At 48.4% G+C, this 13,134-nt stretch carries 9 protein-coding genes; 4 read left to right on the top strand and 5 right to left on the bottom strand.

What is annotated here, in order from left to right:
• Positions 1 to 36: 36 nt before the first annotated feature.
• Together SHEWPOL2_RS07310 and SHEWPOL2_RS07305 are read right to left on the bottom strand one after the other, a co-directional pair.
• Positions 37 to 1,329, bottom strand: coding sequence for a HAMP domain-containing sensor histidine kinase (locus tag SHEWPOL2_RS07310; RefSeq protein ID WP_037427401.1), 1,293 nt, complete (start codon positions 1,327 to 1,329; stop codon positions 37 to 39).
• Positions 1,301 to 1,969, bottom strand: coding sequence for a response regulator transcription factor (locus tag SHEWPOL2_RS07305; protein WP_037427399.1), 669 nt, complete (start codon positions 1,967 to 1,969; stop codon positions 1,301 to 1,303). The genes SHEWPOL2_RS07310 and SHEWPOL2_RS07305 overlap by 29 nt, the downstream gene beginning before the upstream one ends.
• A gap of 89 nt (positions 1,970 to 2,058) precedes the next feature.
• Between SHEWPOL2_RS07305 and SHEWPOL2_RS07300 the strand changes: the two genes are divergently transcribed.
• Positions 2,059 to 3,336, top strand: coding sequence for a DUF5666 domain-containing protein (locus SHEWPOL2_RS07300; protein WP_037427397.1), 1,278 nt, complete (start codon positions 2,059 to 2,061; stop codon positions 3,334 to 3,336).
• 83 nt (positions 3,337 to 3,419) lie between these two features.
• Here SHEWPOL2_RS07300 and SHEWPOL2_RS07295 read toward each other — a convergent pair whose 3' ends face one another.
• The 3 genes from SHEWPOL2_RS07295 to ompR form a co-directional block, all read right to left on the bottom strand.
• A complete protein-coding gene (locus SHEWPOL2_RS07295; RefSeq protein WP_037427395.1) occupies positions 3,420 to 5,396 on the bottom strand; it encodes a methyl-accepting chemotaxis protein in 1,977 nt (658 codons plus the stop codon).
• Between the two features lie 116 nt (positions 5,397 to 5,512).
• Positions 5,513 to 6,829, bottom strand: a complete 1,317-nt coding sequence (gene envZ, locus SHEWPOL2_RS07290; RefSeq protein ID WP_037427393.1) for a two-component system sensor histidine kinase EnvZ — start codon at positions 6,827 to 6,829, stop codon at positions 5,513 to 5,515.
• A gap of 40 nt (positions 6,830 to 6,869) precedes the next feature.
• On the bottom strand, positions 6,870 to 7,595 hold the full coding sequence (gene ompR / locus SHEWPOL2_RS07285) for a two-component system response regulator OmpR (RefSeq protein ID WP_037423742.1): 726 nt from the start codon (positions 7,593 to 7,595) through the stop codon (positions 6,870 to 6,872).
• A 375-nt stretch (positions 7,596 to 7,970) separates the two neighbouring features.
• Between ompR and greB the strand changes: the two genes are divergently transcribed.
• From greB to SHEWPOL2_RS07270, 3 genes are all read left to right on the top strand, one after another.
• Entirely contained in the window at positions 7,971 to 8,486 is a 516-nt protein-coding gene (gene greB / locus SHEWPOL2_RS07280; protein WP_037427391.1) for a transcription elongation factor GreB, read from the top strand.
• A 129-nt stretch (positions 8,487 to 8,615) separates the two neighbouring features.
• The gene (locus SHEWPOL2_RS07275; RefSeq protein ID WP_037427389.1) at positions 8,616 to 10,982 is read left to right on the top strand and encodes a Tex family protein; all 2,367 of its coding nucleotides are present in this window, start codon (positions 8,616 to 8,618) and stop codon (positions 10,980 to 10,982) included.
• A gap of 215 nt (positions 10,983 to 11,197) precedes the next feature.
• The coding region (locus tag SHEWPOL2_RS07270; RefSeq protein ID WP_037427387.1) for an LTA synthase family protein at positions 11,198 to 13,134 on the top strand (1,937 nt) is incomplete at its 3' end.

Raw genomic sequence — 13,134 nt, 5'->3', positions numbered from 1 at the left:
TCATGCCAAGACGAGCGTGAAGCAGTTGTGAAGAATTTAAGCGGATTCATTTAGATGCTGTTGTGGCTCGCCGTTATCCATAAATTGGATTGTTGCCAGATAGTCATTCCCTAGGCTTTGGGCCGAAAAGGGCCACCCCATGCGCTCGCAGATACGTTCAATAATGATCAAACCACAGCCATAGCCTGTGGGCTCGGCGCTTTGGAGACTAAGCGGATTTTTTATGGTTAGTTGATTGTTATTCAGCGTGATTTCAATATCGCCACTGCTGTAGTTAAAGGCATTTTTAATTAAGTTGCCTATCACTATGTCCACAAAACTCACCGGTGCGCAAATGGCGGTATTTTCGTTAACGCTGAGCTGATAGCGGATTTCGTGTTTGGCAAAATGCTGCGCCATTTCACTTAATAGCTGCGTAAGCCGTGCGGCTAAATCAACTTGATCATAGTGTTGCGATTCAATTTGTTCCTTACCTAATAACAAAAAGGTTTCGGTGAGGGTTTTCATCTGTTGGCTTGCGTAATCAATGCGGGCAATGGCTTTGTTAGCGATCCGCTGCTGAGCTTCGCTCCCGTTGTTTGGCAGTTTTTTAAGTAATTCTGTCGAGCCTTGGATCACCATAATGGGCGTGCGCAGTTCATGGGAGGCAAAGCGGCTAAACTCCTGTTCCCGAGTAAAATAGGCGGCAATTTTGGCTTTATTTTCCAGTAGTGTTTGTTCGATATGGCGGGTTTCACGGTAGGGTGTGCTAGGGACAAAGCTCGGCTCCTCTGGCGTCAGCGCATTGATTTTGCGTTCAATTTCAAAAAATGGTGCCGATAGTAGCCGCACAAAATATAAGCCATAGGCCATGATGAACAGCAGTAAACCTACCCCGAAGAAGGATATCAAAATATGCAGCCTGTCCTCATATCCATCGAGAAAGTCATCCGCATCATCCTTATACACCACATACAATAAACCTTGTCCTGATGGGTGCGGCGAAATCAAAAAGTGCTTATCTTCGGCGCCCAATTGGTGCTCATAAAAACCCGTTTGTTGATAAGCTTGCAGCCATTGCGGCACAAACTCTTTGCTCCAATAGGTGGTGAGTTCGTGGATATCGGGGAGCTGGGCTTTATCGCCAAATCGTTGATAGTTTTTTTGGTATTCGCGGGTTTCGGTCGCCAGTTTGTGTTCAAGGCTAATGACCTCAATTTGTTCTTCGGCGATATAAATCAAACCCCAGAAAATCGCGAACATTAGGCTCGTTAGCACTAAAAACGTTAGGCGAATTTTTTTGTATAAGCTCGGTAATGGCTTAGGGGATGAGTCGGTAACCTTGGCCATGAATTGTCTCTAGTTTGGAATCTGTAAAGCCCTTATCCAATGCACTACGCAGGCTGTAAATATGGCTACGAAGCGCGTCGCTACAGGGGGCTTCGTCACCCCAAACCGCATCGATAACTTGTTCTTTACTCACAATGGCGGGGGCATGTTTGAGCAGTAGCGTCAAAATCGTGCGTTGGATTTTACTCAGCTTGATTTCCTTACCCGCGCGGCATACTTGCTGCGTTGCGATATTTAAGCTGATTTCACCAAAGCGCAATATACCTACATCTAAACGCGGCCCGCGATTATGTAGTGACCGTAGGCGCAGGCATAGTTCTTCCATGGCGAAGGGTTTATTTAAAAAGTCATCACCGCCCGAGGTAAAGGAGTCAATTTTGTCCTGCAGGCTATCTCTGGCGGTTAAGAACAAAATCGGCGTGTTACAAAACAGCTCTTCGCGCAGTTTTTTGACCGTACGAATACCGTCTAATTTGGGCATCATAATATCCATAATGATCACGTCATAATGGTTTTGCTGTATTAAATTGATGGCGCTTTCACCGTGATAGGCGCAGTCAGCAATAATGCCTTCGAGGGTTAAATAGTCCATGATTGTTTCTATAACATCATGATTGTCATCAACAATTAATACTTTCATTACTTATCTTCATTTCTTCACGTTTGCTTGACGTTTCCCATACTAAGATGCCAGCCGTTGATTTAACAAGGTAAATAAGGGAGAAAAAAATGAATAAGCACTTAGTAGGTATTAGCGCATTACTATTAACCGCTTGTGGTGGCGACGGTTCATCAACGGATGTGACGCCACCTCCCGCGAATTTACCCGCTAAAGTGATGGGGACTGTGACTCAAGTGTCCGCAGACCATCAACAGATCACTGTGAATGGATACAAGATTAATATCGCCAATGCAGATATTTGTTATCAACAACAACCACTGGATGCCAAAGCTATTCAAGTGGGGATGCGCCTAGATTTGGTTAACCAAGGTCAGCAGGCTAAAACGGTTGAGGTCGATCCTGCGCTGGTTGGTGAAATCAGTGCCATCAATCAACATAATATTATGGTCAATGGCATACAGTTAGCCGTTGCATCAGCTAGCCAATATAAAAAGGGCGATTGGGTAGCGGTAAATGGCTACCCCACCGTGGTCGGACAATGGCAGGTAGAGTCGATTAACCTTTTCCCTAATCTCGCAATTGCTGAAATTGAAGGTCGAGTAACAGAGCTTGATCCAGTTATGCAGCAATTCCGCTTGGGCTCAGCCCTAATAGATTACGCTGGTATCACCCCAGAGGGCCAACTCGCCGAAGGCGCGTGGGTTGAGGTTGAAGGTCAACAGGATGGTGCGGTATTTAAGGCCCATGAAGTCGACGTAGAAGATGCGAGAGATGTGCCGACGTTCAACGAGATGGAGTTAGAGGGCACAGTAACTTGGGTTAACCAAGACAAGAGCCAGTTTGAGCTTAATAGCCGCACACGACTCTATGTGACTGAACAGACTCAATTTGAAGATGGTAATCGCACCAATTTGCTGGAAGGTAAGCGCCTAGAGGTGGATATTCAATCTACTGCGCAGGGCCTGTGGGCCAAAGAGGTCGACTTTGAAAGTTCAGATGCGGGTGGTCCATTACCCGATTTAGGCAACAAGTTTGAGCTTGAAGGGCGAGCCACGCTCGATAGCAATAATCAGCTACAAATTAATGGCGTTACCTTTATTATCGACGCGAGAACCCAGTTTGATGATGGCTTAACCCTTGCAACCCTTGATCAAAAATGGCTGCAAATTGAAGGTGTTGAATTAGCCGATGGCCAATGGCTAGTGAAGGAAGTTGATCTTGAACTGCAAAGTAATGAACTGGAGTTAACCGGAAAGGTGAGCCAGAACAGTCTGTGGGGTTACCATGCTAGTGATGCCTCATTAGCGACCTTTGATGGTAAATGGGTTAATGTGGAATGTCAGTTTGATGGCATGCAAATCCACAGTTGCCGCATTGACGACTAATGCTCGTTAACGACTAACGCTCGTTAACCCCTGCAAATGGCAGCGAGATTGATCTCTTGCTGCCATTTTTTATGTGCTTAAGCTTAAGCCGCGCGCATTGGCACGACACGACTGTCGGCAATACCTAAACTGGTTTCGATATTTTCCACGCTTTGCTGCACTTCTTGGGCGATGACTTCGCTCTGCTGCGAACTGGTTTGCGCTTGGTCTTTCAGGTTATCCATGCTGCGAACAAATTCATCGAGGTAATCCACCTGTTCCTTGGCGTTGAGCGAGCCTTGTTTGGCGGTATTGGCCATTTCACTCGCTTGATTTTGTACGGTTTGTGCCATTTGCCATAGGCTCTGTGCCCGCTGTTTTTGGCTATCGGTCGCTTGGGCAATGCCATCGACACTCTCGCCGAGAGCAAGGTTAGATTGGGTGAGCTGATGCAGGATTTTCACAATTTCATTTAACGATACCTGAGTACGTTGGCTAAGGCTGCGCACCTCATCGGCGACCACGGCAAAACCGCGACCTTGCTCGCCTGCACGGGCGGCTTCGATAGCGGCATTAAGTGCCAGTAAATTAGTTTGCTCGGCGATATTGCCAATTACATCAATGATTTTTGCCACATCTGCCACTGAGTTATTCAGGCTTTCGAGCGAGGCATGGCAAAGGCCAACCGCCGTTTGGGTTTGCTCTGTGGCACTCAGTACCGCTTCGGCCTCGGCTTGGCTCGACTGCATTTGGCGCATGGTTTCGGCCGCGCTTTGTTCAACAAGGGCCGAGGTATGGCTGACCTCATTGGCGAGGCTACGGATATGCTCGGTTTGCGACTGAGTGTCGGCGACTATGGTCTGAGTGTGTTCGGTGTGCTGCGACAGTTGGGTAATGCGCGCGACCAACTGACTTAAGGATTGAGAAACCTTAGTCATTTGTTGGCGCTGGAGTTCATCTTCCTGTTCAAAACGATGCAGTAGCTGATTAAAATGCCCTGCAATTTGGCCAGTTTCGCAGCGGCGATTGATGTCCAAACGTTCACGGCTGTTGGACTCGCTTAATTGCATAAAGGCTTGATTGAGGCGTTTGAGGGGGTTAACCACGCGGTTCTGTTGCAGGATTAAATAGCCGATCGCAAATAGCGCCATAATCGAAACCATTGCATAAAGAATGACTTGTAACTCATATTTGAGCTGTTGGTTTTTGGCCGCTTGGGCTTCACCGAGGGCAATGAGCTGCTGTTCAACTCTGCTAATGGCTTGAATTAATTGCGCTTGCATCTCCTGATTGGCTTGCAGCAGTTGGTGGGTATTGGCGACTTCTTTATTGTATCGATTGGCAAGGCTTAACAGCTCGCTGCGATCATTTTCACCCACTTCAATCTGCTCAGGCTCACTTGCGCCGAGGGCAAATTCATCGGCTTCCTGCTGCTCGTACACGCCGATTAACGGCAGGGCGTTGAGTTGATCGCGCCATTGGTTAAGCGCTTTACTGGTGCTGTCGAGAATATTCTTAAGTTGCTGGTTTTTATCAATGAGATAGCCATCGGTAAGCTGCGACAGTTGATAAACAATACTGGGAAAGTCACGGCTTAATTGCAAATATTGCTCGGCTATTGCTGCATTAACGGCTAAGCCTTTGTCGGCATAGCTACCAAGCCTGCGGTTATAGTCGAGCATTTCGGATTCGGCGTGGGCCAGCAGTTGTCTTGGGTTGCCTGCGAGTTTGCCCGCCGCGCGGTATTTAGTGTCTAAGTCTTGAATGAATTGATTCAGGCCTACCTGTAATTCCTCATCGGCATTGCCTGATGCGGCAAGGTTGAGTTCGCTGAGTTGGTTTTTGATTTTACTCAGCTTGGCTTTGGCTTCTTCGAGTTGGGTCGCGTTGCCGCTGGTTAAATAGCCATCAAGATCGCGGCGAACGCCTACGAGAAAGTCCTGTTGCAGGCCTTGGAGTACTTGGGTTTGTTGCTCAATCTGCTGTCTTTGATCGCTACTCCAAAGTACTACTGCTGCTAATAATGCCGCAAGCAATAACAACAGCGCCGAAGCAGTACGTGACAAGGTCGAAATCTTCATGATGCAATCTTCATTGGAAACTTAAGGTAAGTTAACTGCCTAAAGTTTATGAATTTCGCGTGACATAAATATGACAGAACCAATCAAATGTCAGCGTTGTCATTATGATTTGGGGATTATTCTAGCGGTAGCCAAACTTGGGCTTTTAAACCGCCTGCGGCGCGATTCGAGAGGGTAATTTGGCCTTGGTGGCGGTCGATAATTCGTTTGATGATGGCGAGCCCAAGCCCTGAGCCGACACTGCCACGGGCAATATCACCTTGGGTAAAAGGTTGGAAGAGTGTAGGAATTTGTGATTCATCTATCCCTGGGCCATTATCTTCAACGCTAAAGCCGATGCGTTTGCCGTCAAATTGCGAGCTTATCCGCACCCAGCCGGAGCCATAACGAAAGGCGTTTTCAACTAAGTTGCTCAACACCCGCTTAATCGCCAGCCCTTGAAATAAGGCCTCGGGGCAATCGCTCAGCACGACTTCAATTTCACCGTCGCGGTTGGCTTCGGCCTGGGCAATATCTTGAATGAGTTTATTGATTTGCCCGGGCTCGCGGCTGGCTTCCTGATCTTGGCGAATATAGGCAATAAATTGGCTGATAATGGCATCCATATCTTCAATATCGTTGACGATACCGTCTTTAAGATATTGATCTTCTTCAACCATCATCTCAGAGGCAAGGCGGATGCGGGTCAGCGGCGTGCGCAAATCGTGGGAAATTCCCGCCATCAACAGTGCACGATCTTGCTCTAGCTGCTTCATGCTATGGGCCATCTGGTTAAAGGCGTTGGTCACTTCCACCAGTTCGCTGGAACCTTTAAGCGGCAAAGGATCGGGAAACTCGCCACGGGACACCGAGATCGCGGCTTTTTGTAAGCGCCTTAATGGTCTGTTTTGCTGGCGAGCAAACCACCATCCGCCGGCAACACTGAGTGCGCCGATCACCATCAAGTACAAGGTCAGTGGCGACAAGTCGGAAACATTTTGCCCAATCAGCGGCACTTTAATCCACACAGACGGCGCCTGCGGTGGGCGGATCCAAATTTGCAAAACACTGCCGTGGGTGACACGGACTTCGGCATCGCCACCGAGATATTCCGACATCTGTGATGACCAAAAACCGTAGTAGGTGGCTTGTTCGATGCCCGCTTCACGGGCTTGCTGTTGGTTATACACCTTCATACCATCGTCGCGGACTTTGGCATTGAGTGCATCGACTATGGTTAAATGCTCGCGGCCGATATCGACACCGTCGACAAATAACAGATTGATTTGGCGGGCAATTAACTGGTTAATTTGTTGATAGCTGGGTTTTAACACATACACTGCGACAGTGACATAGGACACCAGCTGATTGATCAGCAGCAAACAACCAATCAGCAGTACCGTTTGGCTAAAGGCACTGCGCGGAAGGAGTCGCTGCCACCACTTAAGTTTCATAGTCGAGCCAAAAAAGCGTCAACAACAGGCCAAAAGCAGCTCATCGACGGGCGGCACCGTCGGGTACAAATACATAGCCTAATCCCCACACGGTTTGAATGTAGCGCGGATTAGCGGGGTCTTTTTCAATTAAGCGCCGTAGACGCGATACCTGCACGTCAATCGAGCGCTCGAGCGCCGAATAATCACGACCACGGGCGAGGTTCATCAGTTTGTCCCGCGATAACGGTTCGCGTGGATGGGTAACTAACACTTTTAATACCGCAAATTCGCCACTGGTCAGCGCGATGGCCTCATCACCGTGGTACATCTCACGGGTAGCTAGGTCGAGTGAAAACTCGCCAAAGCTAATTTCGGCTTCTTGCTGCGCGGGCGCGCCGGGCACATCCTGAATTTGGCGGCGCATCACCGCTTTAATCCGCGCCAATAATTCACGCGGATTAAAAGGTTTTGGCAGATAATCATCGGCACCGAGTTCTAAGCCGATAATGCGGTCGACTTCATCGCCTTTGGCGGTGAGCATCACAATCGGAATGGTGCTGCCCTGTTGACGCAGACGACGGCAGATAGATAAGCCATCTTCCCCGGGCAACATCAGATCGAGCACAATCAAATGAAAGTTTTCTCGCTCCAGTAAACGGTCCATCTGCTCAGCATTGGCCGCACTGCGTACCTGATAGCCTTGCTCCATCAGGTAACGCTCGAGTAGTGCTCGTAGGCGCATATCATCATCGACAACGAGGATTTTCGAGGTTTCTTGTCCCATGGGATGTCCTTAAATTGCTCGGATTATTGCTTTTATTTTTTATGCCGTCATACAACAAAGATTAACTGGCTGAAATTGAAAACGAATCTGCCAAGAATGCGCTTAATATAGCTGGATTCAATCTGAGCGACTAGCTCATGATGTAAGCCAACCACGGTCGAATGCGACAAATTGCCAACTCATGTTAATACTAAGCAAATGAAATTGCATGGGAATCGTTGAATATATTCACTATACATATGAAATTGTAACTAAATTGGCATTTCTGGCAGCGGTGCTTTTTGCTAGTCCTTAACTTTGGCGGCGACTCTGAGTATCATCAGTGCTATGCCTGTTTAAAATTATGCTCGTTTTAGTTAACTATAGAGTCTTAACATGAAAGCGCATTTGATCACCCGCCAAGGCTGGATGACCTTAGATAAAGAATTAAAATACCTGTGGAAGGAATATCGCCCGCAGATCACCCTCAAAGTGCAAGAGGCTGCCGCGCAGGGCGATCGAAGTGAAAATGCGGATTACACTTACAACAAAAGGCTTTTGCGTCAAATAGATAGTCGTGTTCGCTATTTGGTTAAGCGCCTCGAAGAACTCAAAATTGTCGACTATTCTCCGCAGCAGGAAGGCAAAATTTACTTTGGCGCTTGGTTTGAGCTTGAAAACGACGCGGGTGAGCGCGTGCGTTATCGGATTGTCGGTAAAGATGAGCTCGATACTAAACTGGGTTATATCACTATTGATTCCCCCATGGCACGGGCGCTTATCGGCAAACAAGTTGATGATGAAGTGGTGGTGCAAACGCCCTCTGGCCCAAAGACATGGTATATCAACGAAATCCGTTATACGCCGTTCGACACCTTGCTTGACTCGGCGCTCGCGGACGAGGGGGAATAAACCTCGCGAGATCAAACTCTCGGCGATTTTCAGCGGCAAATCGCTCGCATCATATGAAACAACGACTGCGCCTGTGGTATCTTGGGCGCAATTAGGATTAATCAAACCGTTAGGCACGATACTTTATTTATGCAGACTATTGCCCAAATTATTGCTCAGGAACTCAATGTTCGTGAGCATCAAGTCACTGCCACCATAGATTTGCTCGACAATGGTGCCACTGTTCCCTTCGTCGCCCGTTATCGTAAAGAGGCGACTGGTGGTTTAGACGACACCCAGTTACGTACGCTGTACACCCGTTTAGGTTATTTGCGTGAATTGAATGACAGACGTCAGGTGATTTTATCCAGCATTCAAGCGCAGGGTAAATTAACGCCTGAGCTGCAACGGGAAATCGAAGGCGCCGATAGTAAAACGCGTCTCGAGGATCTGTATCTTCCCTTCAAACCTAAGCGTCGCACTAAGGGCCAAATTGCCATTGAAGCGGGATTAGAGCCGCTGGTCGAAACCTTGTTAGCGGATCGCAATGCCGATATTGAAGCATTGGCTGCGGGTTATCTGAATCTAGAAGCGGGTTTTGCCGACACCAAAGCGGTATTGGAAGGTGCCCGTTATATCCTGATGGAGCGCTACGCCGAAGATGCGGAATTACTGCGTAAAGTTCGCGAACATTTAAGCCAAAACAGTGTGTTAGAGAGCCGTGTTATTGCCGGCAAAGAGAAGGAAGGCGCGAAGTTTCGCGATTATTTCGAGCACAACGAACCTTTGGCCAAAGTGCCATCTCACCGCGCCTTAGCTATGCTCCGTGGCCGTAATGAAGGCTTCCTGTCATTATCGATGAATGCCGATCCCGGTGCAGAGGCGGGTCAAGGCAGTTACTGTGAAGTCATTATTAGTGAGCATTTAGGCTTAAAGCTGGGCGATAGCAGTGTGGATCAGTGGCTCAAAACGGTCGTTACTGCCACGTGGCGAATTAAAATTGCCCTGCAAATGGAAACCGAGTTTATCTCGCAAATGCGTGAGCGCGCCGAAGCGGAAGCCATTAACGTATTTGCCCGTAACTTGGGTGATTTACTGATGGCCGCGCCAGCGGGCGCCAAGGCAACCATGGGCCTAGACCCAGGTCTACGTACTGGCGTTAAAGTCGCCGTGGTGGATAACACGGGTAAGTTGGTGGCACACACCACGATTTTCCCCCATGCACCACAGAATTTATGGGACAAGTCGATTCGTACCCTCGCCAACTTAGTGCAAATGCATAAGGTAGAGTTAATCGCGATTGGTAACGGCACCGCCTCCCGTGAAACCGATAAATTAGCGGCTGAGTTGATCGCCAGCCTCAAGGACAGCCAACCACAGCTGACCAAAGTGATGGTGAGCGAAGCGGGCGCCTCGGTGTATTCCGCATCAGAACTGGCGGCATTAGAATTCCCTGAGCTAGACGTTTCGATTCGCGGCGCGGTCTCAATTGCCCGTCGTTTACAGGACCCCTTAGCGGAACTGGTGAAGATTGAGCCGAAGTCTATTGGCGTTGGTCAATATCAACACGATGTGAGTCAAAGCCAGCTTTCTAGCTCGCTCGAAGCCGTGGTCGAGGATTGCGTAAACGGTGTGGGCGTGGACTTAAACATGGCGTCTGTGCCTTTGCTATCGCAAGTTGCAGGTTTAAATAAAACTTTGGCCAAAAACGTGGTGGATTACCGCGATGCCAATGGCGCCTTCAAAAATCGTAAAGAGCTGTTAAAAGTACCGCGTTTAGGCCCTAAAGCCTTTGAGCAAGCCGCAGGCTTTTTACGTATTCGTGACGGCGATAATCCATTGGATATGTCAGCGGTTCACCCCGAAGCCTATTCGTTGGTCGAAACGATTGCCAAGACCAAACAAGTCGATGTGGCGAGCCTTATTGGCAATTCAGAATTATTACGCAACATCAAACCGCAGGAGTTTACGACTCCTGAGTTTGGTCTGCCGACAGTGACCGACATCCTTAGCGAGCTCGATAAACCTGGCCGTGACCCCCGTGGCGAGTTTAAAACCGCTAAGTTTAAAGATGGGGTTGAAGAGCTTAAGGATCTGAAACCTGAAATGATCCTCGAAGGCGTTGTCACCAACGTGACTAACTTTGGTGCCTTTGTGGATATCGGCGTGCACCAAGATGGTTTAGTGCATATTTCGTCATTAACCGACAAATTTATTACCGATCCCCATACCGTGGTCAAAGCGGGTGATGTGGTAAAAGTGAAGGTGATGGAAGTGGATGTGGAGCGCCGCCGAATTGGCCTGAGTATGCGTTTGGATGAGGCGATTGATCAGAGTAAGTCGCAAACTCGCACGTCAGTGCAGGGTAAGCATCAGGGTAACAAACCGAATCAGCACAAAGCGTCACAGCACAAATCATCACAACCTCAGTCTGGGCGGTCAGCACCCAAGCCAGCCCCTGTCAATGCGGCGATGGGCAATGCCTTTGCTGATGCTTTCGCTAAGCTGAAAAAGTAAGTCATCTCGATGCGACTCGGGTGTTAGCATGTGCCCGAGTCGACATTTTTTACCCCTCAATCACAAAATTGTTGCATGTTTGCTACGACAGGTAATATAAAGGCGGCAATTTAATGCAACCTTAAGCCAGATCGGTTGTCATATAGCAACTTCTGGTAATTTTTCAAATTGACACTCCAAAGCTGAGTGTGCGTTTAATGTTTTTGGGGTAATACATGCAGTCAGGTTTATCTGCTGGTGGACGCAAGGGCGCCCACGGGCCCTTTCGCGTCATTCTTATTTTCAGTCTGTTAGTACTGGCTATTGCTACCGCTAGCCGAATCGGTTTAGGCCTGTGGCAGGGCGAACGTGTAGCCGCTGTTGACGGTTGGTCGCATTTGTTACTGCAAGGTATTCGTGTCGATATTGCAACCATATGTTGGTTATGGGGTGTGGCTGCTTTAGGTACGGCGATATTTTCGGGCGATCATTTGATTGGCCGAGCATGGCAATGGATTCTGCGTTTATGGCTAACCATAGGCCTCTGGACTATCTTATTCCTCGAAGTGTCGACGCCCGCCTTTATTGAGGAATACGGCATTCGCCCTAATCGTTTGTATGTGGAGTATTTGATTTATCCCAAAGAAGTGCTGTCGATGCTGTGGGCGGGACGCAAGCTTGAGCTGATTTTTTCTGTGGTGCTGAGTATCGCAACCCTATGGGGTGGCTGGGTATTGAGCGGTAAGTTGTGTAAAAACCTGCGTTTCCCCCGTTGGTATTGGCGCCCGGTGTTAGCCGTGCTGGTTATCGTTTTGACCCTATTGGGTGCGCGTTCAACCTTAGGTCATAGACCGATTAACCCTGCGATGGTGGCATTTGCCGATGATCCATTAGTAAACTCCTTAGTGATCAACTCCGCTTATTCTTTAGTGTTTGCGATCAAACAAATGGGCAGTGAGGAAGATGCTTCTAAGGTGTATGGCTCCTTGGACAAAGATGAGATTATCAAGGTCATTAGGCAGGAGAGCGGTCGCCCTGAGAGTGCGTTTACCTCAAATGAACTTCCCTCTCTGAGTTTTAACCAAGCCAGTTATACCGGAAAGCCTAAAAATTTAGTGATCTTGCTGCAAGAAAGTCTGGGAGCCCGTTTTGTGGGGAGTTTAGGCGGTTTGCCGTTAACGCCGAATATCGATGCCCTCTCACAGGAAGGCTGGTATTTCGATAATCTCTACGCCACTGGCACACGCTCTGTGCGCGGAATCGAAGCTGTCACTACTGGTTTTACCCCAACGCCAGCCCGTGCGGTGGTGAAATTGGGCAAGAGCCAGACGGGTTTCTTCAGTATCGCTGAATTGTTAAAAAATCACGGCTATACCACCCAATTTATCTATGGTGGTGAGAGCCATTTTGACAATATGCGTAGCTTCTTCCTAGGGAATGGTTTTAGCGACATTATCGATCAGAAGGATTATAAATCTCCTGCGTTTGTCGGCTCTTGGGGTGCTTCTGATGAAGATTTAATGCGTAAGGCAAATAGTGAGTTTGAGCGTCTGCATAGCGAAGGTAAACCGTTCTTTAGTTTAGTGTTTAGCTCGAGTAACCACGATCCATTCGAATTCCCCGATGGCCGTATTGAGCTGTATGAGCAACCTAAACAAACCCGTAATAACGCGGCAAAATATGCCGATTATGCAATTGGTGAGTTCTTTAAGCTGGCCAAAAATGCCGACTACTGGAAGGATACGGTCTTTATTGTGGTAGCTGACCATGACAGTCGAGTCGGTGGTGCGGATCTGGTGCCAGTATCGCGTTTCCGTATTCCTGGGTTAATCCTTGGGGATAATGTTGCACCAAAACGCGATCACCGTATCGTGAGTCAAATCGACTTACCGCCAACCTTGTTATCTTTGATTGGTATTTCAGACTCTTACCCTATGTTAGGGCGTGACTTAACTCAGGTCAGCGATGATTGGCCTGGACGTGCACTGATGCAATACGACAAAAATTTTGCGTTGATGGAAGGCAAGGATGTGGTGATCCTGCAGCCAGAGAAAGCGGCGCAAGGTTTCCAATATGATGAAAAAACTGAGCACTTAACGCCTTATGCACCCGCGGCGCAGGCGCTAGAGAAAAAGGCCTTAAGTTGGGCCCTGTGGGGCAGCCTAGCCTACCA

The organism is Shewanella sp. POL2 (assembly GCF_000282755.1).
GTDB classification, from domain to species: Bacteria; Pseudomonadota; Gammaproteobacteria; order Enterobacterales; family Shewanellaceae; genus Shewanella; species Shewanella xiamenensis.
This window is presented reverse-complemented; position numbering and strand designations above follow the sequence as displayed.

Excerpts from the sequence above, each read along its gene's own strand:
- SHEWPOL2_RS07310 (WP_037427401.1), bottom strand. The coding sequence starts at position 1,329 with ATGGCCAAGGTTACCGACTCATCCCCTAAGCCATTACCGAGCTTATAC.
- SHEWPOL2_RS07305 (WP_037427399.1), bottom strand. The coding sequence starts at position 1,969 with ATGAAAGTATTAATTGTTGATGACAATCATGATGTTATAGAAACAATC.
- SHEWPOL2_RS07300 (WP_037427397.1), top strand. The coding sequence starts at position 2,059 with ATGAATAAGCACTTAGTAGGTATTAGCGCATTACTATTAACCGCTTGT.
- SHEWPOL2_RS07295 (WP_037427395.1), bottom strand. The coding sequence starts at position 5,396 with ATGAAGATTTCGACCTTGTCACGTACTGCTTCGGCGCTGTTGTTATTG.
- envZ (WP_037427393.1), bottom strand. The coding sequence starts at position 6,829 with ATGAAACTTAAGTGGTGGCAGCGACTCCTTCCGCGCAGTGCCTTTAGC.
- ompR (WP_037423742.1), bottom strand. The coding sequence starts at position 7,595 with ATGGGACAAGAAACCTCGAAAATCCTCGTTGTCGATGATGATATGCGC.
- greB (WP_037427391.1), top strand. The coding sequence starts at position 7,971 with ATGAAAGCGCATTTGATCACCCGCCAAGGCTGGATGACCTTAGATAAA.
- SHEWPOL2_RS07275 (WP_037427389.1), top strand. The coding sequence starts at position 8,616 with ATGCAGACTATTGCCCAAATTATTGCTCAGGAACTCAATGTTCGTGAG.